Consider the following 20,194-nt stretch of genomic DNA (forward strand, 5'->3'; position numbering starts at 1 on the left):
AAAATCCTAGGCAGACTTAGGTTAGGTTGTGACTATGCTGGAGAGCCTTACCACGTCAGCACAGCAGTATTTTTCAGTGGTCGTTAGCGCGTCCCTCAAGTACCTCATCTTAGCCTTTCTCACGTACTACGTAAGCGTCGTTCTCTACGGCATCCGCTGGAAGCTCGTTCTGAGGGGCGTTGGAAGGGATGCGCCGCTCAAGGAGCTCGTCAAGGCCATACTCGCCTCGATTTTCATGAACAACGTCACCCCCATGAGCCGGAGCGGGGGAGAACTGCTCAGAATGGCGTGGGTTTCCAAGAAGGCCAACATCCCCACGGGAGTCTCCGCGGTCAGCATAGTCTACGAGCGCATACTGGAGACCATCCCCATATTCGCCCTGTTCCTCGTGGGCATGATGTACTTCTCATCCGGGGAACCCCTTCCATTCGTGATCCTCGGCATAGCGGGGGTAGTTCTGATATGGATCAAGTGGGACGCCTTCGTGAGGCTCTCGCTCCGCGTCTTCCGAACCCCAGTGACGGATGACGAGATGAGAAAGATAACCGCACTCCGTGGCATGCACAGCCTCAACCTGGCTGCGGTCCTGCTCAGCTCCACAGTCTGGCTCCTCGACGTCGTCAGGCTGAAGCTCATAGCCCTCGCCTTTGGTCTCAACCTGGCGTGGAGCTTCATAGCGGTGATTTCAATAGCGAACCTCCTCTTCGGCCTCGTTGCCTTTACCCCTGGAGGGGTGGGCATAATCGAGGGCGGCTTGGTGGGGACACTCACCTACTTCGGAATCCCCATGGCGCTCGCGGTTTCGATAACCCTCCTGGAGCGCTTTGTCTCGTACGTCGCCAGCAGTCTAGTGGGACTAGCGGTTCTCCTGACGTCCGGAGGGGTTGAAATATGGAAAGCCTTAAAATCGCAATAGCAAGCGACTGGTTCTACCCGAAGATAGGGGGAATAGAATCACACATCGATGAACTCGCCCGCAACCTCGTTCTCATGGGGCACGAGCCCTATGTCCTGACCCACGACTACAGGTACATGAAGCCGTATATCGACAGCTTCCCCTACCACGTTGTCAGATTCCCTGGAACATTCTACTTCAAGAAATACCACTCTAGCGTGGGATTTTCACAGTTCTGGAAGATAAACGAGTTCTATAAGAAGACAGGATTCGACATAACCCACGTTCACAGCATATACTCGCCCCTGGCCGTTGCCGTGTCAAAGATATCGAGGGGAATTCGGAACGTCCCGGTGGTCGCCACCAACCACTCCTTCTACGGCAGGCCCTCCCTGGACTTCCTGATCGGCCCGTTCATCAGACACAACCTCAAGCGGATAGACACCTTCGTGGCCGTCAGCACACCCGTCGCCGAGGACACCAGGAACCTGCTGGGGAATAAGCTCAACGGGCGTCCCGTCGTCGTGGTTCCCAACGGGATAGACGTCAGGAAATGGCGTCCCCCAGAACCGGAGGAGAGGGAGAGGGCCAGAAGGGACATAGGGGTGAGGGACGAGATAGTCGTGCTCTACCTCGGAAGGATGACCAAGCGCAAGCAGGCCCACAGGATACCGGTGATGGTGAAGGAGGCGCTGAAGCGGAGCGGAATTCCGAAAAGCAAGGTGAAGCTTATAATGGTTGGCAACGGCCCCATGCGCCCGGTGCTGGAGAGAAACCTCCAGGAAACCGGCATCGGAGAGATAACAGAGCTGTACGACTTCATGGAGAGGGGAAGGCTTCTCCCGCTGTACTGGGCGGCAGACCTGGTTCTCATGCCCGGCATCCTCGAGGCGTTTCCCGTCGTGGGACTTGAGGCGATGGCAACTGGAAATCCTGTGATAGGACGGAACGAGAGCGGCCTGTCGGACATGGTGGTTCACGGCATCACGGGCCTGCTCGCCGTGAGTGAGGAGGGAATGGCGGACAACCTGGCCAGGGTTTTCGAGGAACCGGAACTCCTTGTGGAGATGGGGGTGGCCGCCAGGGAGAGGGCAAGGAGGGATTTCTCCTGGGAAGTCATGCTCAGGAGACTCCTCCGGGTTTACAGAATGACGATTGAAGTGGGTTCGGAAGTGGACAGGCTGTACCTGCTGTACAAGGCGATGAGGAGGCTGGGATGATGCTCGTTTCAATAACGTTTGACGTTGAACACGACTGCCCGCCGTACCTGACAACGACGAGGGGAATGGAGGAGGGACTTCCGAAGCTGCTGGATTTGATGGCGGAGAAAAAAGTGCGGGCAACGTTCTTCTTCACGGCGGAGATGGCCAGGCGCTTTCCGGGACTCGTGAGACGGGTCATCGATGAGGGGCACGAGCTGGGGAGCCACAACTACAACCACGAACGGCTGGGCAAGCTCACCAGAACGGAGGGTGAAAAGGCCATCGTGAAGTCCCTGGAGGTGCTCCGGGAGTTCGGAGAGGTGGTTTCATTCCGCGCGCCCAACCTGCAGTTTCCGGATTACTATTATGGTATACTGGAGAGGAACGGCATAGTGGTGGACTCCTCGAAGGCGACCTACAAGGGCTACCTCGGGGGCGTGAGATTTTTCGGTGATGTTCTTGAGGTTCCAGCCTCGACGACCTCGTCCGTTATAAGGCTGCCCTGGAGGGTGCAGAAGCTCATCCATGCCCGCCTGAAGGAGCCCCGCGTCTACTTCGCCCACCCCTGGGAGTTCGTGCCGATGCAGAAGGAGAAGATAAGGTGGGACTGCAGGTTCAACACCGGGGACAGGGCCGTTGAGCTGCTTGGAATGCTGATAGACCACTACCGGCGCCAGGGAGCGGAGTTCCTGACGATGCGTGAGTACTACGAAAGGTACCAAAAACTTAAACGGGAGTGAACCTATTACAATTCGGTGAGAAGCATGCGCGAGGCCATGTACTGGGAGCCGCTCGGGGGTGGAAGGGTTAAGTGCAGACTGTGCCCCCTCAACTGCATAATAAACGAGGGCCAGCGCGGCTCCTGCAGGGTGAGGAAGAACATCGGTGGGAAGATCTACACGCTCAACTACGGTAGGGTCTCGGCCATCGGGGCGGACCCGGTGGAGAAGAAGCCCCTCTTCCACTTCTGGCCCGGTTCCTGTGCCCTCTCGATAAGCACCGTTGGCTGCAACATGCACTGCAAGCACTGCCAGAACTGGGAGATAAGTCAATCGGATGAAAACTTCCCCTACCTCCACGAGATGAGCCCGGAGATGGTCGTCGCGGTAACGAAGCGCTACGGCTGCGAGAGCATAGCCTACACCTACAACGAGCCGGTGATCTGGTACGAGTTCGTGCTCGAAACAGCGAAGCTCGCTCGGAAGGAGGGAATATACAACCTCATGATAACCAACGGCTACATCAACGAGGAGCCCTTCAGGGAGCTCGCGCCCTACATCGACGCGATGAACATCGACATCAAGGCCTTCAGCGATGAGTTCTACATGAAGATAGCGAGCGTCCCGAGCGGTGAGCCGAGCAGGAGGACTGCACTTATAGCGAAGAAGGAATACGGAATCCACGTCGAGCTGACGTACCTAATCATCCCGACGCTCAACGATGGAGAGGAGGAGATTAGAACCTTCGCCAGATGGGTGGTCGAGAACCTCGGGGACGACACGCCGGTTCACTTCTCACGCTTCTTCCCGCACTACAAGCTGGCCCACCTCCCCCCAACGCCGGTTGAGACCGTCGAAGTGGCCTACCGCGTTGCCAGAGAGGAGGGACTGAAGTTCGTCTACATTGGCAACGTGCCCGGGCACGAGGGGGAGACCACGTACTGCCCCAACTGCGGCAAACCTTTAATAGTCCGCTGGGGATTCAAAATCACAGAGTACAACATAACCGACGATGGGAAGTGTAAGTACTGCGGCGAACCTATCCCCGTGGTGGGAAGGTATCGAAAAAAGCGATATGATGGGATGTGGTGGTGAAATTGGAGAAGATTGAGGTTATTTTCTACATCGAAGGATTGGGAAGCGACAAGAAAGTTTTAGAAAGGGCTATGAAGGAGACTGCAGAGAACCTCCGGAACGAAAAGAACGTCGAGGTAAAGTATGTGCGGGTCGAGGATGTGCTGGAAAACAGCGAAGAGGACATCCTCAAGTATTCCGGGGTTATCGAAGCCCAGCTGGTTGGCGACCTGGCCGATATAGTCCGCCTGACCCTTCGCTACTCGCCCGCGATAGTCGAAGTGCTCGGACCCGGAAAGCTTGAGATTGAATCGAAGGAGCTCATGAAAATCCTCGGGGAAGTCTCGCTCTTCATGGGCAAGCTCATGGAGAAGTTCGGAGGCCTCGCGGTTTATCCAAAACTCGACGACATCCCTACGCCCGACATTGGATACCCCAGGGAGGAGATAGAGAGCCTCATCGTCGATGACAGAAACATCCTCTACCGCTTCGTCATTGAGGTCTTTGGAGAGAACGAAGAGGGCATAAAAGAGACCATGGCAAAGGCCCTCTCGATCGAGGGGTGCAGGATAAACAAGCTCGCAGTCCAGGGGCAGGAGGAGGAAGGCAGGTTTAAAGGACTCCTGGCAGCGGAGCTCCTGTCACCGTTCGAAACGCTCTTCCAGCTGACCGGAAAGTACGCTCCCGTCGCAATTTCCATCATAGAGCCCGAAATAGTCGATATCACAGCCAACGAACTCCAGAACACCCTCACAGACCTCGGCGGCTTCGTGAATGAACTGGTCACGAGACCCGTCAAGAGGCAGATCCTGGAAAAGAAGAACACGGAGTTCAAACTTAACCCCTGATATTATCGGCAAAAGGCGAAAGGCCTATAGGCATTTAATTAAGCTCCCTTTCATTTTTACGGCAATGAGCGAGCTTTTTTTAGGGAGAGAAAGGGTCTGAAAGCGAAAAGTATATATACCTGAAGTCGGTAGAAAGTCATTGACAACACATGTTAGACCATCCTAGGGCGTAAGCCCAAAGTTAAGGAGGTGTTGGGAAATGAAAGTGAAAAAGATCGCGGCCCTCGCAGTTGGTGCCGCTATGGTTGGAGCCACCATGGGCTTTGCCAGCGCTCAGCCGACCGTCCCGAACATACCGAAGGACTTCTTCGTTAACGCCGATGGAACCCCGAACGTTAAAATCGTCGTTGGAAGTACCGCTGCTGCTATGGACGTTGCCAGCGCTGCTGACATAGCCGTTGCTCTCGGCAGCCTGCTCTACACCAAGGAGCAGGTCGACGTCCAGGGTGACTACGTCAAGATCAAGGCTGAGTACCCGCCCGAGGATGTTGGCGACTCCCCGTGGACCATCTACGCCTACTACAACGACACCATAAGGAACCAGACCGCCTGGGCCACCAAGTACACCGAGCTTCCGGGCGACTACTGGTACAACGGTGCCGGCGGCTACAACGTTGCCTACAGCGACTGGATGAGCAACTTCAAGGTCACCACCACCATAGAGGACAAGGACAAGATCGGTGACGAGCAGCTCGTTGACTGGCACATCACCCTCCAGAACATCCAGCTCAAGTCCAAGGACCCGAGCAACTGGGACAAGAGCAGGCCGCCCAAGGAGGCCGACCTCGTCGTTACCCCGGGCAACGTCACCGTCTTTGTTGACTACGTCCTCTACAACTACACCGTGACCGAGGAGAAGAAGGTCAGGGACGCCTACCCCGAGTGGGGTGTTCCGGCCGTTTACGAGAACGTCACCAGCTGGTACATCGGCGATGCTGCCCAGGGCACCGGCGGAACCATCTACAAGAAGGGTGTCAAGGCCGGTGAGACCTTCACCGTCTTCGGCGAGACCTACTACGTCCTCGAGGTTGGAAACGGCACCTTCACCGCCGGTCTCGACAAGCCGACCGCCTGGTACCAGGTCGGCGAGCCGCAGGCCATCGAGGGCACCGACTGGGTCGTCACCGTCCTCGACATAAGCATCATCGACCAGAGGGCCCTTGCGGTCGTTAAGAACGCCGTCACCGGCAAGGAGAGCGACCAGGTCATCCTCCAGAAGGACACCCCGGTCGACGTCTTCAACGACGGCGCCGTCATACTCACCCTCAAGGACACCTTCGTCGGTATTGACGGCCACCTCATAGCCAGCATTGACGCCCAGGTTGACGTCAAGGACTACAAGAGCGGCGACACCATCACCTACGACGGCAAGAAGTGGAAGATGACCATCGCCACCGAGGGCGACTACATCAAGAACGTCACCCTCACCAACCTCGACAAGCTCGAGGGCAACCCGGTTGACATCTTCGGCACCTACGACCTCAAGTACAGGTTCGAGCTCAAGACCCTCAACGAGAAGAAGGTTGACTGGGACATCAACGGCGACGGCAAGAAGGAGGACAAGGACTTCGTTGTCGCCTACGCCTACATCTGCCTCAAGGAGAAGGAGGGCAAGGTCGTCGAGAAGGAGCTCGAGGTCGGCGACGACGTCCTCGACAGCGACTTCGTCGTCAGCGAGATCCACGCCACCGCTGACCAGATCACCATCAAGCCGGTCAGCGAGCCGATAACCGTCATGGACTACGAGGTCAGCATGGAGGATCCGGGAGCCAACCTCATCCTCGTTGGCGGTCCGGTTGCCAACAGCCTCACCAAGTACCTCGTCGAGCAGAACATCAGCCAGGTTGACTGGGAGAACAGCCCAGGCGACATCGAGTACATCGAGGACGCCCTTGGCGGCTACGACGTCGTCATCGTCGCTGGTGCCACCAGGAACGAGACCAAGGTCGCCGCCGAGGCCCTTATGGAGTACCTCGCTGGCCTCTGAAGGCCTTTCCTTCCCTTTTAATTCTCTCTTCTGGGGGTTTTAACGTTGAATCAAAAGAAACTCGCAGTCATTCTCATTGTCATCGTTCTGGTCGTTGCTCCAATCAGTTACCTGGTGTATTCATACCACAACTTCAGCAGCCTGGTGAACCCAGGAACCCCCAAAGCGTCTGACAGATACATCCTCATTTACACCCCCTCAGCGCAGTTCTATGCCCTTACGGCAGAGGAATATCAAAAGCTCATAGAGGAAGGAAACTCACCCCCCGCGGGATCCAAACTCTTCAACGTCACCGTGGACAGTTACCTCACGGGAAGTCCAGGGGTTGATCTCAACATAACCCTGAGAAACCTCTACGAGCACTTCACAATCGTAATGGGCGATCCCTCTGTGCTCAACTGCAAAGACAACCCACAGCTGTACATCGGAGACTGCAGATACAGAACCCTGACGGTTTCGGAAATATCAGGGGTCGTGGCCAGCATCTTCGCGGCAAACTACTACGTCCAGGGTATTCAGATGGGGTACGATAACGCCACCGCCAGACAGTACGCATACAACCAGACGGAACTGAGATACAGGAAGACCTACCTCAACTTCTGGACAAAGGTGGACCTAGGAAGGGGCAAGATCGGGAACCAGAACAGCCTCGCCGTTGTGCTGATAGGGCCCGCGGAAGGGGCAAAGGAGAACAGGATTTTTGTCCCCCGCAAAGGCGTGCTGGTGATTGAGGGAACGAGCGACGAGACCCTCAGGGCAGAAGTTGTGCTCATAGAAGACATCATAGCCTTTAAGTGGCCGCAGGGAAATGAAACCAAGACCGTGAACATCACAGGCGGATGACGTGCTCCAGGGTTTCCCTTTTCTCTTCCCCCACCACCCGGAAGAACTCGTCCTTGCTGCCGAAAGGCCTCTCCGCCAGCACCCTCACCGCGGTTTTCTTCCCGATTCCCGGCAGATACTGGAGAACTTTGGGGTTCTCGCGGTTGACGTTTATCGGGACCGGAACTCCCGTGATGCTCCGGTAGCCGTGTCCGACTATCAGGACATCGTAGAACCGGTTCAGGGGCACCTCCTTGGGCATACCAACGATAAGGGGATAGCTACCTATCTGCCTGCCGTAGGTCAGGCCGTTCTCAATAACCTCCGCACGGACATCGCGGAGGATGGTTCCCACGGGAACAACGCGCCTGAGCATCGGGAGGTCTATCTCGTGCCTTATCTTGTATTTGTAGTGCTGGATGAGCTTCTTGTGCTTCCCGGTTTTCACTTTATCCCTCATGTGCCACAGCGGAGTTCCAGGGAAGACGACCACCTGTCTGATGTTTATCCTGCGGACCATCAGCCCATCGTCCAGGAGCCTCTTGAAAAACTGGAACGTCAGCTCGTAGCTCTTCTTGGTCTCTCCAGGAAGGCCAAAAATCACGTTTATCCCGGGCAGGAGCCAGGGCATGCCGTTGGGGCCCCTCTTTGCCCCCACCTCGTTGAGTATCCTCACCGCCTCGTAGGTCTCATCTGCGGTGGCGTTCAGGTTGTTGAGCTTCGCAACCTTCGGGTCGGCGCTCTCTAAGCCAAAGGCAACGACGTTTCCGGGGGTTCCGTACTCCATCAGGGTCTTGGCTATCCTAACGCTCTCCTCGGGGTAGTTGGCTATGACCGCGGGGTTCGCGTTGTCCACGTGGAGGGTCTTAAGCCCCGGGGCAACGGAGCGAATACCCCTGAAAAGCTTTTCCAGGGCCTCAGGATTGGGCACTGGAACCCTTCCGTCCGGTTTGGCCATGTACGAAAAGATACAGCTCTGCCTGCCGACGCGGAAGTGCCTCACCCCCATGGAGTAGAGGGCCTCGACCTCCGCAACGACGTCCTCGATGGGTCTGTCCTCAACGTTTCTGTAGCGCACAGGCTCGGTGCAGAAGGAGCAGCCGCCTATGCCCATCGCCTTGGGACAGCCGCGCTGGGTTTCTATCTCAACTATTACGAAGTCCGGGAAGTCGGGAAACTGCCTGACCACCTCCGCCCCGAGCAGCGCGTAGTCCCTCAGCTCCCCGTAGGTCCTGAAGCGGAAGGGGTCTGCATCGGCTGGATTCACGAGGTAATCGTGCAGAAACGCCTCGAGGTCGCCGTAGACGATGTGGTCAAAGACGGACTGGGCAAGGAGAAGCTCGCGGGAGGTTATCCTCGTCCCGCCGGCATGGGCGGAGCCCATGAACGCCGGGCCGCCGAGGATTTTGACCCCCTGAAACGGCCGGAGGAACCTCGCCACCTCCTCAACCTGGGACGGGACGGCCGAGAGGTACTTGCCCGGGGTGTGCAGGCCCCCTATGTACACGAGAACGTCCGCCCTCTCGAGTATCTCACGGGTTTGGGGGAAGTTCGGGGTTTTGTTTTTAGTTGCCACCCCCCTTTCTCCCTCAAGGGCGGCCCTCAGGTCATCTATGGTCAGGTAGAAAACTCTGGCGTCTCTTCGGGCCTTTTTTACGGCGCCATAAGCATAACGCGGGTATATCCCAAGATAAGGAGGAACACCAAGTCCCGCGGGCTCGTCGGTGTAGCCGTCGATAATGACAACTATCATGGTTGAGAGTCAAGCCCCCCACTTAAAAATCAATCGATGACAAAAAGTATAAACGGTCTTACCACAATAACTGTTACCGGGGGATAGCATGAACAAGACCAACTATCAAACTGTGGAAAAGACGAGGTTCAAAAGGATCCTTGAGGAAATATCAAAGCTGGACTACAGGGAGCTGATGGCATATTGGATGGACCAGGAGGTAATGGAGGCCGAGATGTACCACAAGCTGTACCAGCTCAGCCGCGACGTCAACTGGGACGAGCGGGTCTCCAAGCTGTTCTTCCAGCTTTACAAAGAGAGCCTTGGACATGCAGAGGCGCTTCTCAAGATGTTCAGGGAGATGTTCCCCTGGGAGGAGCCCCCAAAGGTCAGCGTTGCTCCCCTCGAGGTGGAGCTGTCCGAGGAGCGCCTGAAAGACCTGGTGTATCACGGAAACCTTCGGGAGATCCTCGAATACCTGATGGGAACGGAGAAACTGGCCCACGACGTTTACCAGTACCTGGCGGAGAAGACGGAGGATGAAAACTCCAAAGCAACCCTTACGTGGCTCTCGAACATAGAGAACGGCCACTATCAGAAACTTAGAAACCTGTACGTAACACTTTTCGGAACGGAACCCGGGGAGTAATCACCTCAGAACGCCCTCCGCGGAGAGGAACTCCTCGATATCCCTAACCTCCGATGGGGTCAGCTGAAAGACCCGCTTCCCGGCGTGGGGCACTGCGCCGAGGATGCCGCGAACCCGTTTGAACTCTTCCTTACTCAGCCCCAGCATGTGGTGCGACTTTTTGAGGGCCGCCAGGACGGTGCTTCTCCTGTGCTGAAAGAGGGCCCTAACCAGGTCCTCATTCAGTTCAAGGCGCTTGTCCCTTGGTTTTGGCTCAAGAACGATGACCGCGGAGTCAACCTTGGGCCTCGGCCAGAAGGCGCCCCTACCGATGCGCTCCACGAGCTCGGCGTAAGCCTTCGCCCGGACCATCAACGACAGGCGGGAGTAGTTTTTATCCCCCGGCTCCGCCACCATCCTCTGGGCAAATTCCAGCTGGTAGATAAGAACCGCCCTCTCGAAATCATACCTCAGAAAGCGGAAGGTTATGGGAGATGAAATCTGGTACGGAAGGTTTGAGACTATTTTGTTGAACGCGGGGAACTCGACCTTCAGGGCATCGCCCTCGATTATTTCAACGTTGGGCCAGTCGTATTCGGCCCTCAAAATCTCCACGAGGCGGGAGTCTTTTTCAATGGCATACACCTTACCAGCGTGCCGGCTCAGGGCATCGGTGAGAACTCCAAGACCCGGGCCGACTTCAAGAACGGTATCGTTCCCATTCAGTTCCGCCCGCTCAACATTCCTCTCTATTATGTCGGGCACGATAAGAAAGTTCTGGCCGAGGTCGGAGTTGGCCCTGAGGTTGTACTTGGAAATTAAATAGAAAAGGCGCTCCCTCATACGCGGAATAGCCTCCTTGAGCCGACGAAGAGGCGGTAGCGGTCCTTGCCCTCAATCTCATCAACGACACGCTTCGCCAGCATCTTTGCCGGCTCTGGAAGCCCCTTAACACGGTGGCGCAGGTCCTCAAAGTCCTTGAACGGCTCCTTCTTGCGCTCGTCGAGTATCTCCCACATGTGCTTCTTGCCGATGCCGGGCAGGAGTTCGAGGCTGTGGAGCCTGTTGGTTATGGGGGGAGCCATGTTGAAGAACTGCACGAAGTGCTCCTCGTTGTTTTTGATTATCTCCTCAACCACGTACGGGAGCTCGGCCTTGGCGGTGGCGGTGAGGTCATCGAAGTGAATCTTCTTGTTGATCATGAGTATCTTGTCCCTCTGCCCCTTGCCTATGAAGACCCTCTCGTAGAGCATGAGGTCCTCCTTTGGGGCAACCTCAAGCAGCGTGAAAGCCTTTTCACCTATAACCTGAGCAACGGGCTTACCGGTTCTCCTTCCGGTCTTTAAATCGGTGTAGCCCTCGGGCAGATAGTCCAGCACGTAGGCGTACTCCTCATACTCAACATTCCGCCTCTTCTTGTCGAGGCTTTCCCTGTAAGAATGTCTCCGGTACCTATCCATTGTCTCTCCCCCAGAAATTATACCCGTCCGGAGTTTTTATACTTTGTCTAAGAGAAAAGGAAAGGAGGGTCACTCCTCGGGACGGTAGTCGTCGAGGAGCCTTATTATTTCCTCGGCCTCCTCCCTGGTGGGCATGTAGTCCTCCTTGGCGAAGAGGACGCGGATGTCGAAGTAGTCCTCGGGCATGAAGTCCACGAGCTTCACGGCGAGCCTCTCGTCTATCCAATCAAAGAGGCCGAGGAGCTTCTCCTTCAGCTCGGCGACCTGCTCGGGCTTGAGCTTGGCGAAGCGCTCGGCATGCTCGAGGCTAACCCTGGCCTCGTAGAACATGGGCTCCTCCGGGTTCTCCACCATGCCCTCAGCCTTGCGCCTCTCGAGGAGCTCCTTTGTCTCGGATATCGTGAGGTAGCGCTCCTCGAGCTTCTTCCTCCCTATCATGCTCATCCCTTCTGAGCCCTGAGGTGAACCGGGTGGATGAAGAAGGTCTTGACCTTGCCACCGTCCTTAACCTGGACGACGTAGGCATCGCCGCGCTTACCGACGACGGTTCCGGTTCTTCCGTGGAACCTCGGGTCCGGCATGCCCCTGTGGTAGCTCGGCTCTATGACGATGTGAACCCTCTGTCCAGCCTCGAACTCCTGGAGGAACCTGGTGAGGGGCGGGAGACCTCTCCTCCTCGGCTTCTTGCTGAGCTTGCCGCGGGTCTTCCTTCTGAAGCTGTGTGCTTTCTTAACCATTCCAATCACCTCGCAGGGTTTTACTCATCGCGCAACAGACGCAAATTCATTTTTCAGAGTTTCACGCCTCTTCGGCGTATGGACTAAGCCTGTTATGGCTCCGCTATCCAATCGGCGGGAACCGTTTATAAAGTTTTCACTCATCAAGAATGTTCATGACGTCAAGCCTCTCGCACCAGGCGGGTTTTCCAAGCAGGTCGCTGACAGAAGGCTTCGTGCGCCCCTTATCGCCGGATATGAGTTCCTTAATGTAGAGGCCCCCATCGGTGACGAGGCGGAGCTCGAAGTGCTTCCCGTCGAGCCATCTCGCTTCCGCTTCGTGAACCCTCCGGACGCGAACTTTATCGGCCCTCGCCTTCCTCACGCGCCAGGGGGTTCTCTGGCGAATCTCAAGCCCCTTGAGCTTTCTGGCAGCTTCCTCGGCCTCCTCGGGGGTTACCCCCTCCTCGACCAGAACCAGCGCGAGGTATTCTTTGCGGTGATTCCGTGTGAGGACTTCCTCGGCTTCCTTCGCCGAGACAAAGTGCAGGCCCAGCACCTCGACCTTTCCGCTTGCGTTTATCTTCCCCGCTATCTCGTCGAGGTCGAGCTTCCGTTTTTTGGGCCGCTTTATCTCAACGATAAAGGGCCTGCCGTTTCCGAGCATGCGAACGTCAACGTCCTCCCTTCCGGCCCCTTTGAAGACGCACTTCCCTCCGCTCGCCCTGGAGAACGCCCTGCAGATGATCGAGGCAACGCTCTCCTCAAAGTCAGGGAGGGGCGTCTGGGGAATGCCCCTCACGAGCTTTCTGTAGCGGCCGTAGATGTAGAGGGGGTTTATCTGAAGCTCTATTCTGTCGGAATAAGGCTCAACGATGAAAACCACGTCGGGGTTTTTGGCGGTATCCTTTCCCGTTGCCTTCCCAAAGGCCTTACCGAGCTCACGGTTGAACTCGCGGTTTATGGGCTCGGCGGTCCCTATGCCGAACTCCTCCCAGAGGGCTTTCTCGTTCTCCCGAACCTCCTCGGGGAAGCGGGAGCCGACGAGGAAAGTCTCGAACTCGACGCCAGCCGCGGCCTCCTCCATCCTTCCGGTGAGTTCGGAAATCCTTTCGAAAACGTTGCCGCACAGCTCGCACGTTTCGGGTGCTTCAACCGGGGGCAGGCCTCTGGCGGAGCGCTCCATGTTGAGGACGAACCTCACCGCCTTCCCGCGCTCCTCGTTGGTGCCCTTCCCAAGCCCCGCGAACAGTCTGCCCAGACAGTGGTCGCAGAGTTCGTGAGATTCAAGAACCTCAGCGGCCTTTTCAGTTATCATGCTCTCACCCTAAGATTTATATCCCAAAGCTCAAAGCTTCTCGCGATGATGACTCGCAGGCAGAGAATAATAAAGCTTTTGGAAGAGCGGGACTACTCACCAAGCGAGCTGGTACTGGCCCTTGAGCTCCGCGGCAGGGGTGCAAAGAAAACCGTGCTGGAGGACCTGAAGGCCATCCAGAAGACCCTCAAGCGCGAGGGAAAGGTGCTCCTCATAAAGCCCGCGGAGTGCAGGAAGTGCGGCTTCGTCTTCCGGCCGGAGATAAACATACCCTCCCGCTGTCCGAAGTGCCGGTCGGAGTGGATAGAGGAACCCAGGTTTAAGATCGAGGCCAGATAGTTGTCATTTCGACGAAGCTTACCGATAATTGCGGCCGGTTTTTGTCACTTGTCCAGCCCGAAGGTTTATATTGGGTTTGTATCAGCTTAGGGCGGAGGGAGAGTTATGCGGAAAGTTGAGAGGTTTATGAAGGAGAAAGGCCTCGAAGTCGGAGATTACGTTCGGATAATCGAAAAGGAGAATGGAAACACGAGCGTCTATGAGGGCGTTGTCATGAACCCCTACGAGCTGTCCAGCGGCGAAACCCTCACGCTGAAGCTCGACAACGGGTACAACGTCGGAATACTGGTGGATCAAATCCTGGAGGTCGAGGTGATCGAGAAGGCCGCCCCCAGGGAGGAGCTGAAGTTCGAGGAGGTCTTCCCCAAGAAGCCGGGCCTTCCAAGCGTCGCGATAATAGGAACCGGCGGAACCATAGCGAGCAGGATTGACTACAAGACGGGCGCCGTTCACGCGGCCTTCACCGCCGAGGAGCTCGCCAAGGCAGTTCCGGAGATATTCGACATAGCGAACATAACACCGAAGCTGCTCTTCAACATAATGAGTGAGGACATGCGCCCGGAGTACTGGATTAAAATAGCCCACGAGGTAGCCGAAATGCTGAACAACGGGGAAGATGGCGTCGTTATCGCCCACGGAACGGACACGATGGCCTACACCGCCTCGGCGCTCAGCTTCATGCTCCGCGATCTCGGAAAGCCGGTCATCCTCGTGGGTTCCCAGAGGAGCTCAGACAGGCCGAGCAGCGACGCGGCGATGAACCTCATCTGCTCCGTCCGGATGGCGACCGCCGACTTCGGTGAGGTGGCCATCGTCATGCACGGCGAGACCAGCGACACCTACTGCCTCGCCCACCGCGGGACCAAGGCCAGGAAGATGCACACGAGCAGGAGGGACGCGTTCAGGAGCATAAACGACATTCCCCTCGCAAGGATATGGCCGGAAGGTAAGATCGAGTTCCTCAGGAACGACTACCGCAGGAGAACCGAGAGCGAGGTCTGGGTGGACGACGAGATGGAGGAGAAGGTGGCCATCATCAAGGCCTTCCCGGGAATCCAGCCGGAGATAATAGATTTCTTCGTCGACAGGGGATACAAGGGACTGGTCATCGAAGGAACGGGTCTCGGCCACGTACCCACCTACGTCATCGATTCGATAAAGCGCGCCACGGAGGAAGGCGTCGCCGTCTGCATGACGAGCCAGTGCCTCTACGGCAGGGTGAACCTCAACGTCTACTCAACCGGAAGGAGGCTCCTAAAGGCCGGCGTGATTCCGTGCGAGGACATGCTCCCGGAGACGGCCTACGTCAAGCTCATGTGGGTTCTCGGCCACACCGACGACCCGAAGGAAGTGCGCGAGATGATGCTGACGAACTACGCCGGAGAGATAACGCCGTACACGAGGTTTGACACGTTCCTGAGGTGATAGAGGTGGGAATTCGGGCCGTCTACAAGGATGGGGTGTTTAAGCCCCTCAACAATGTTAAGCTTCCAGAGGGAACGGAGGTAGAGATTGTAATAGCGAATCCAAGGGAGGCCATCAGGAGGTACGCGGGAGCACTTAGGGAGCTGAAGGATGTCGGAAACATAGACTGGGAGGAGGCATACCATGAGCACATTCTCAAGAGAGCCGGTGATGGTTGATTCAAACGTCTGGATAGACTACCTGCTCGGGGAGAAACGCGGAACTGAACTAATGGAGAGCCTGGCCAGTGAGTACCTCCTCGCGGTGACCCCAACGATATACGGGGAGGTTGCTTTTCAGTTGCTTGCAAGGAACTATACGAAACTAACCGGAAGCTACAAGTTCTACTCGCTTAGAAAGGAGCTCGCCAAGAATCCCGAACTCTACAAGCCCGTGGAGACCTTTGATGAACTCCTTGATTCCCTTTTTGCCTCGAATGTTTTGATTTTTCTCGACGAGAACTGGGAGATAATGCACATCTCCCGGGATATCCGCAAAAAATTTGGCCTGCTTCCAAACGATTCCCTGATCGTATCCGCCTGTGAGTATTATGGGATAAGCAAGATTGCAACCTTTGATGACGACTTTTTGAGAACCCCTCTGGAGGTGTTAAGATGACCGAGAAGTTCAACTACGAGGAGCTTGGCCTCAAGGTGGGCCTTGAGATACACAGGCAGCTCGACACGAAGAGGCTGTTCTCCCCGGTCCCCAGCGAGATGAGCGACGAGGTGGACTTCACGTTCCAGCGCAGGCTCAGGCCGACGATAAGCGAGCTGGGTGAAATCGACCCGGCCGCCCTTGAGGAGTTCAAGAAGGGAAAAACCTACATCTACGAGGGCAACTACAGGCTGGCGGACCTCGTTTACATGGATGAGGAGCCTCCCCACATGCCGGACGAGGAGGCGCTCAGGGTTTCCCTCCAGATAAGCTACCTCCTCAACGCAACCCCCGTTGACGAGGTTCACTTCATGCGCAAGATAGTCATAGACGGCTCCAACGTCTCCGGCTTCCAGAGAACCGCGATAATAGCCATGAACGGAAAGGTGGACACCCCCTGGGGAAGCGTCGGCATTCCGACGATCTGCCTTGAGGAGGACGCGTGCCGCATCGTCGAGAGGGGAGAGAAGGAGGTCATCTACCGCCTCGACCGCTTAGGCATTCCGCTGGTGGAGATAAGCACCACCCCGGATATACACCACCCGGAGCAGGCAAAGGTCGTCGCGAAGTACATCGGCGACGCGCTCAGGGCCACCAGAAAGGTCAAACGCGGTCTCGGAACCATCAGGCAGGACCTGAACGTTTCCATCAGGGGCGGGGCAAGGGTTGAGATCAAAGGTGTCCAGGAGCTGGACATGATTCCCCTCATCATCGAGCGCGAGATAGAGAGACAGGTGAACCTGCTCAAAATACGCGAGGAGCTGAGGAATCGCGGGGTCAGGCCAGATGACATAACGGAGGAGTTCCACGACGTCACAGAGATATTCCAGAACACCGGCTCGAAGATAATCGCCCGCACCGTAAAGAAGGGCGGAAAGGTTCTCGCCGTTAAGCTCCCCAAGTTCCGCGGCCTGATCGGGAAGGAGATACAGCCCGGCAGGCGCCTGGGCACCGAGATGGCGGACAGGGCCAAGAAGTACGTAAAGGGAATCTTCCACATCGATGAACTGCCTAACTATGGAATTACAGAATTAGAGGTTAATGCAGTTATCGAAAAACTTGGTCTCGGAGAGAAGGATGCCTTCGTTCTCGTCGCGGCCGAGGAGGAGACCGCGAAGAACGCCCTCCGGGAGGTTCTCCAGCGCGCGAGGGAGGCCATCGAGGGCGTTCCTGAGGAGACCAGGAGGGCCCTGCCGGACGGCAACACCCAGTACATGCGCCCGCTCCCGGGCAAGGCTAGGATGTATCCGGAAACGGACATACCGCCCATACTGATAACCGGCGAGATGAAGGACGATGTACTGGCGAACCTGCCCGAGCTCCCGCAGGAGCGCGTCGAGCGCTATGTGAAGGAGTATAGGATAGACAAAAGCTTAGCAGAAACCCTGGTGAACGACGAGCGCGACGAGCTCTTCGAGGAGCTGATAGCTAGGGGCGTCAAGCCCTCCATGGCCGCCTCAATCCTCGTGGTGGTCCTCAAGGGACTCAAGAAGGAGGCACCCATCGAGAACATCACAGATGACCACATCAGGGGGGCCTTTGACCTCTACCTCAGCGGAAAGATAGCCAAGGAGGCCTTCGAGGAGATATTCAAGGAGCTGGCGAAGAGTCCGGAGAAGAGCGCCGCCCAGGTGGCCGAGGAGAAGGGCCTCACCCTCCTCAGCGAGGAAGAGGTCGAGAGGATAATAGACGAGGTCGTTCAGGCGAACATCGAAGTCATCAAGGCCAAGGGAATGGGCGCGATGGGAATGGTCATGGGCAGGGCAATGGCGAAGCTCCGCGGAAGGGCGGACGGAAAGCTCGTCAGCTCGCTCGTGAGGAAGAAGATTCAGGAGCTGAGCTGAGGGTTAAGTTTTTAACCTCCTTTTCTTACTTCCCTTTGTGGGAAGCATGGCCCAGAAGATCAAAATCGTCTACTACCTCTATGAGGTTAAAGACGAGCCCCTCGGGAACTACGCGAAGGCCGTTGAATCGAAGCTCGGCCGCTTCGTCCGGCTGGTGAATCCGGACGAGTACACCCTCATGACGAATTTTAAAAGCATCCTCGGAACCTCAAAGGAGGCCCACGTGATCGAGATTAGAAACGACATCAGCAGATGGTTCTACCTGACGAAGGGCGTGAATGACCTGGAAACGCCCAAAGCAGCCTACGAGTATGAGATTGGGAAGGAGGAGGCACTTGAAGCAGTATTCCGAGAAATAGCCGAGGGGTCCGCACATGGGAAGCTCGGCGTGGATAAATTCTCCGCGATGCTACAACTCCTGCTCTGGGGAGGATTCCTCTTCCTGAGCTATCTGGGCTACAAAAACGACGAGCTGGAGTGGATCAACAGCCTCCTGCCCCTTGTGCTGCTGCTATCCGGTCTCATAGAGGGGTTCAGGAGGGGCTACAAAAAGAGGAAAAAGTGAGTACAGCGGTCACCGGCCGTCGGGAGAAAGCGGGTGATGGTATGGAGCTCAAAGCGAAGGTTGGAGGCATCATCGCCGGCTGGATGGACGGAAAGAGGTGCACCTACGCGCGCGTTAGATGCGAGATTCTCTCGAACTGCACACGGCCCGTGGAGAGGGCCCTCAGATCCATGGGGCTGAGATTCATCCGCCTGACTGACCCCGACCCGTACCTGCTGGTGTCGTCGGGTGAGGACCTCTACGACCGCGGGAAGTTTCTGACGGTGATAGAGCTAACCGATGGACTGGGCCGTCTTTTCTATCTAACCGCGTCAGACGTGCCCGTGAGCCTCAAAGAGCTTCCCCGCCCGGAGTTCGTCCTTGCGTTTCGCGTGAAGAGAAAGGAAGGATTCCGCGCCCTCCTCGATGTCATAGGGAAAAAGAGAATCGGGGGCATCAGACACAAACACCGCTCCCTGCTGAGCTTTCTGATCAGCTTCGCGGGAAGTCTCTTGCTCTCAAGCACAGTAAACATCGAGGGCTACTGGGGCCAGGCCACCCTCATGCTCCTTCTGGCCCTGATCATTTTTATCGTCCTTGATTACCCGTTCTCCATGCTGTACGTCAAGGGCGTAGAGGTCATCCAGAACCCGGAGCCTTCCACGAAGGTCTTCATCATCAAGGTCAAAGGGGCGGAAAAGAAGGGAAGTTAACGCCCCAGCTCGGCGTGGGCCTTTGCCAGGTGCTTCGCCGCTATTGCCGCCAAGAGGGAGAGTTCCCCTGCGAGGACGGCGCCCGCTATTATCTCCGCGAACTTCTTGGCGTTGGTTCCAGGCGGGTCTCCTCCACCGGCAACGCCCATTATGCTCAGGGCTTCCCTCTGGGTCGGAACGCGCGTTCCTCCGCCGACGGTTCCAATCTCAAGGCTCGGCATGGTGACGCTTATGTAGAGGTCACCCTCCGAGGTAACCTCTGCCAGGGTTATGCCGTGCGAGCCCTCGGTGATCTGGGCCTCGTCCTGCCCGGTGGCAAGGAAAATAGCACCGACTATGTTGGCAAAGTGGGCGTTGAAGCCGTAGGAACCGGCCTGAGCCGAACCGACGAGGTTCTTCCGGTAGTTGACCTCAGCTATGAGCTCCGGGGTCGTCTTCAGCTTCTTCTCAACTATCTCGCGCGGGATTATAGCCTCGGCAATGACAGTCTTTCCGCGGCCGTTGATGAAGTTCATAGCGTTTGGCTTCTTGTCCACACACAGGTTGCCCGAGAGGGCGAGGTACCTAACGTCCGGAAAGTGCTCCTCGATGACCTTCATTATCTCCTCGCTCGATATCGTCACCATGTTCATGCCCATGGCATCGCCGGTCTCGAACTCAAACCTAAGGTAGAGGTTGTTGCCGACGATGTAGGGTTTAACGTCCCTCAGCTTCCCGTGTCTGGTGACCTTGCTGACGGCCTTCTCCTGGAGGTAGTCGATGTTGGCCTTGACCCACTCGGCAACTTCCCTGGCGCGCCTCGCGTCGGGGCACTTGAGGAGCGGCGCGCGGGTCATCTTGTCGTCGATTATGGTGGTCTTAACGCCTCCAGCGGCGGTGAGGGCCGAACAGCCGCGGTTGACGCTCGCAACGAGCGCTCCCTCCGTGGTGGCGAGTGGGATGTAGAATTCACCCTTCGCGTACTCGCCGTTGATTTTGAGCGGTCCAGCAACGCCCATCGGTATCTGAACGACGCCTATCATGTTCTCGATGTTCTTTCCTATGACCCTCTCGGGGTCTATCGAGTAGTGCCCTATGTTCTCAAGGCTCACACCGAACTTCTTCTCCAGAGCGCGGCGCCTTATCTCCGTGGCAAGCCTCTTATCGCCGTTTGTATACTTCTCGACCTGGTGGAGCTTTATCTCTCCGCTGGCTACTTTCTCCACAAGTTCCTCCACGTTCATGTCGACACC

The 20,194-nt window shown here is 56.6% G+C and carries 22 protein-coding genes; 15 read left to right on the plus strand and 7 right to left on the minus strand.

The features are described from left to right. Positions 1-34 precede the first annotated feature (34 nt). From GQS_RS03075 to GQS_RS03105, 7 genes are all read left to right on the plus strand, one after another. A complete protein-coding gene (locus tag GQS_RS03075) occupies positions 35-916 on the plus strand; it encodes a flippase-like domain-containing protein (RefSeq protein ID WP_014012209.1) in 882 nt (293 codons plus the stop codon). Then, a complete protein-coding gene (locus GQS_RS03080; protein ID WP_014012210.1) occupies positions 892-2,115 on the plus strand; it encodes a glycosyltransferase family 4 protein in 1,224 nt (407 codons plus the stop codon). The genes GQS_RS03075 and GQS_RS03080 overlap by 25 nt, the downstream gene beginning before the upstream one ends. Beyond that, a complete protein-coding gene (locus tag GQS_RS03085; RefSeq protein ID WP_048056625.1) occupies positions 2,115-2,837 on the plus strand; it encodes a polysaccharide deacetylase family protein in 723 nt (240 codons plus the stop codon). The genes GQS_RS03080 and GQS_RS03085 overlap by 1 nt, the downstream gene beginning before the upstream one ends. A 24-nt stretch (positions 2,838-2,861) precedes the next feature. Further along, positions 2,862-3,911 carry an AmmeMemoRadiSam system radical SAM enzyme gene (gene amrS / locus GQS_RS03090; protein ID WP_014012212.1) on the plus strand — a complete coding sequence of 350 codons (1,050 nt, stop codon included), beginning with the start codon at positions 2,862-2,864 and terminating at the stop codon, positions 3,909-3,911. 2 nt (positions 3,912-3,913) lie between these two features. Next, positions 3,914-4,738 carry a hypothetical protein gene (locus GQS_RS03095; RefSeq protein ID WP_014012213.1) on the plus strand — a complete coding sequence of 275 codons (825 nt, stop codon included), beginning with the start codon at positions 3,914-3,916 and terminating at the stop codon, positions 4,736-4,738. A 199-nt stretch (positions 4,739-4,937) separates the two neighbouring features. Next, entirely contained in the window at positions 4,938-6,725 is a 1,788-nt protein-coding gene (locus GQS_RS03100; RefSeq protein ID WP_014012214.1) for an S-layer protein, read from the plus strand. Between the two features lie 45 nt (positions 6,726-6,770). Further along, entirely contained in the window at positions 6,771-7,568 is a 798-nt protein-coding gene (locus tag GQS_RS03105) for a hypothetical protein (protein WP_014012215.1), read from the plus strand. Here the strand turns inward: GQS_RS03105 and GQS_RS03110 are convergent. Beyond that, a complete protein-coding gene (locus GQS_RS03110) occupies positions 7,555-9,300 on the minus strand; it encodes a radical SAM protein (protein ID WP_014012216.1) in 1,746 nt (581 codons plus the stop codon). The genes GQS_RS03105 and GQS_RS03110 overlap by 14 nt on opposite strands. An 88-nt stretch (positions 9,301-9,388) precedes the next feature. Between GQS_RS03110 and GQS_RS03115 the strand changes: the two genes are divergently transcribed. Then, complete coding sequence (locus GQS_RS03115) at positions 9,389-9,928, plus strand: ferritin family protein (protein ID WP_014012217.1); 540 nt, start codon at positions 9,389-9,391, stop codon at positions 9,926-9,928. Here the strand turns inward: GQS_RS03115 and rsmA are convergent, their stop codons facing one another. The 5 genes from rsmA to GQS_RS03140 form a co-directional block, all read right to left on the minus strand. Continuing rightward, a complete protein-coding gene (rsmA, locus tag GQS_RS03120) occupies positions 9,929-10,750 on the minus strand; it encodes a 16S rRNA (adenine(1518)-N(6)/adenine(1519)-N(6))-dimethyltransferase RsmA (RefSeq protein WP_014012218.1) in 822 nt (273 codons plus the stop codon). It lies immediately after the preceding gene. Further along, positions 10,747-11,367: a DUF655 domain-containing protein gene (locus GQS_RS03125; RefSeq protein WP_014012219.1), complete on the minus strand. Its 621-nt coding sequence runs from the start codon at positions 11,365-11,367 to the stop codon at positions 10,747-10,749. Before GQS_RS03125 ends, rsmA begins: the two co-directional genes overlap by 4 nt. Before the next feature lie 69 nt (positions 11,368-11,436). Further along, a complete protein-coding gene (locus tag GQS_RS03130; protein WP_014012220.1) occupies positions 11,437-11,805 on the minus strand; it encodes an RNA polymerase Rpb4 family protein in 369 nt (122 codons plus the stop codon). A gap of 2 nt (positions 11,806-11,807) precedes the next feature. Continuing rightward, complete coding sequence (locus tag GQS_RS03135) at positions 11,808-12,104, minus strand: 50S ribosomal protein L21e (protein WP_014012221.1); 297 nt, start codon at positions 12,102-12,104, stop codon at positions 11,808-11,810. Positions 12,105-12,240: 136 nt separating this feature from the next. Continuing rightward, entirely contained in the window at positions 12,241-13,401 is a 1,161-nt protein-coding gene (locus GQS_RS03140; RefSeq protein ID WP_014012222.1) for a tRNA pseudouridine(54/55) synthase Pus10, read from the minus strand. Between the two features lie 45 nt (positions 13,402-13,446). Here GQS_RS03140 and GQS_RS03145 point away from each other — a divergent pair, with 45 nt between their 5' ends. The 7 genes from GQS_RS03145 (at position 13,447) to GQS_RS03175 (ending at position 18,962) form a co-directional block, all read left to right on the plus strand. Then, complete coding sequence (locus tag GQS_RS03145; protein ID WP_048056517.1) at positions 13,447-13,740, plus strand: transcriptional regulator; 294 nt, start codon at positions 13,447-13,449, stop codon at positions 13,738-13,740. A gap of 105 nt (positions 13,741-13,845) precedes the next feature. Beyond that, positions 13,846-15,165, plus strand: a complete 1,320-nt coding sequence (gene gatD / locus GQS_RS03150; protein ID WP_014012224.1) for a Glu-tRNA(Gln) amidotransferase subunit GatD — start codon at positions 13,846-13,848, stop codon at positions 15,163-15,165. 5 nt (positions 15,166-15,170) lie between these two features. Beyond that, entirely contained in the window at positions 15,171-15,383 is a 213-nt protein-coding gene (locus GQS_RS03155) for an antitoxin family protein (protein ID WP_014012225.1), read from the plus strand. Next, positions 15,349-15,822 carry a type II toxin-antitoxin system VapC family toxin gene (locus tag GQS_RS03160; protein ID WP_148236359.1) on the plus strand — a complete coding sequence of 158 codons (474 nt, stop codon included), beginning with the start codon at positions 15,349-15,351 and terminating at the stop codon, positions 15,820-15,822. The genes GQS_RS03155 and GQS_RS03160 overlap by 35 nt, the downstream gene beginning before the upstream one ends. Then, positions 15,819-17,705 (plus strand): Glu-tRNA(Gln) amidotransferase subunit GatE, encoded by a 1,887-nt coding sequence (gene gatE / locus GQS_RS03165; protein ID WP_014012227.1) that lies wholly within the window; start codon positions 15,819-15,821, stop codon positions 17,703-17,705. The genes GQS_RS03160 and gatE overlap by 4 nt, the downstream gene beginning before the upstream one ends. 37 nt (positions 17,706-17,742) lie before the next feature. Beyond that, the gene (locus tag GQS_RS03170; protein WP_148236360.1) at positions 17,743-18,270 is read left to right on the plus strand and encodes a hypothetical protein; all 528 of its coding nucleotides are present in this window, start codon (positions 17,743-17,745) and stop codon (positions 18,268-18,270) included. A 41-nt stretch (positions 18,271-18,311) separates the two neighbouring features. Further along, a complete protein-coding gene (locus GQS_RS03175) occupies positions 18,312-18,962 on the plus strand; it encodes a hypothetical protein (protein ID WP_014012229.1) in 651 nt (216 codons plus the stop codon). Here GQS_RS03175 and hmgA read toward each other — a convergent pair. Then, positions 18,959-20,185: a hydroxymethylglutaryl-CoA reductase (NADPH) gene (gene hmgA / locus GQS_RS03180; protein ID WP_014012230.1), complete on the minus strand. Its 1,227-nt coding sequence runs from the start codon at positions 20,183-20,185 to the stop codon at positions 18,959-18,961. The two genes, GQS_RS03175 and hmgA, sit on opposite strands and share 4 nt — an antisense overlap. Positions 20,186-20,194: the final 9 nt, after the last annotated feature.

Source organism: Thermococcus sp. 4557 (genome assembly GCF_000221185.1).
Taxonomy (GTDB): Archaea; Methanobacteriota_B; Thermococci; order Thermococcales; family Thermococcaceae; genus Thermococcus.

Excerpts from the sequence above, each read along its gene's own strand:
- GQS_RS03140 (WP_014012222.1), bottom strand. The coding sequence starts at position 13,401 with ATGATAACTGAAAAGGCCGCTGAGGTTCTTGAATCTCACGAACTCTGC.
- GQS_RS03115 (WP_014012217.1), top strand. The coding sequence starts at position 9,389 with ATGAACAAGACCAACTATCAAACTGTGGAAAAGACGAGGTTCAAAAGG.
- GQS_RS03075 (WP_014012209.1), top strand. The coding sequence starts at position 35 with ATGCTGGAGAGCCTTACCACGTCAGCACAGCAGTATTTTTCAGTGGTC.
- rsmA (WP_014012218.1), bottom strand. The coding sequence starts at position 10,750 with ATGAGGGAGCGCCTTTTCTATTTAATTTCCAAGTACAACCTCAGGGCC.
- hmgA (WP_014012230.1), bottom strand. The coding sequence starts at position 20,185 with ATGAACGTGGAGGAACTTGTGGAGAAAGTAGCCAGCGGAGAGATAAAG.
- gatE (WP_014012227.1), top strand. The coding sequence starts at position 15,819 with ATGACCGAGAAGTTCAACTACGAGGAGCTTGGCCTCAAGGTGGGCCTT.
- GQS_RS03080 (WP_014012210.1), top strand. The coding sequence starts at position 892 with ATGGAAAGCCTTAAAATCGCAATAGCAAGCGACTGGTTCTACCCGAAG.
- GQS_RS03135 (WP_014012221.1), bottom strand. The coding sequence starts at position 12,104 with ATGGTTAAGAAAGCACACAGCTTCAGAAGGAAGACCCGCGGCAAGCTC.
- amrS (WP_014012212.1), top strand. The coding sequence starts at position 2,862 with ATGCGCGAGGCCATGTACTGGGAGCCGCTCGGGGGTGGAAGGGTTAAG.
- GQS_RS03085 (WP_048056625.1), top strand. The coding sequence starts at position 2,115 with ATGCTCGTTTCAATAACGTTTGACGTTGAACACGACTGCCCGCCGTAC.
- gatD (WP_014012224.1), top strand. The coding sequence starts at position 13,846 with ATGCGGAAAGTTGAGAGGTTTATGAAGGAGAAAGGCCTCGAAGTCGGA.
- GQS_RS03175 (WP_014012229.1), top strand. The coding sequence starts at position 18,312 with ATGGAGCTCAAAGCGAAGGTTGGAGGCATCATCGCCGGCTGGATGGAC.
- GQS_RS03100 (WP_014012214.1), top strand. The coding sequence starts at position 4,938 with ATGAAAGTGAAAAAGATCGCGGCCCTCGCAGTTGGTGCCGCTATGGTT.
- GQS_RS03125 (WP_014012219.1), bottom strand. The coding sequence starts at position 11,367 with ATGGATAGGTACCGGAGACATTCTTACAGGGAAAGCCTCGACAAGAAG.
- GQS_RS03160 (WP_148236359.1), top strand. The coding sequence starts at position 15,349 with ATGAGCACATTCTCAAGAGAGCCGGTGATGGTTGATTCAAACGTCTGG.
- GQS_RS03110 (WP_014012216.1), bottom strand. The coding sequence starts at position 9,300 with ATGATAGTTGTCATTATCGACGGCTACACCGACGAGCCCGCGGGACTT.
- GQS_RS03130 (WP_014012220.1), bottom strand. The coding sequence starts at position 11,805 with ATGATAGGGAGGAAGAAGCTCGAGGAGCGCTACCTCACGATATCCGAG.
- GQS_RS03145 (WP_048056517.1), top strand. The coding sequence starts at position 13,447 with ATGATGACTCGCAGGCAGAGAATAATAAAGCTTTTGGAAGAGCGGGAC.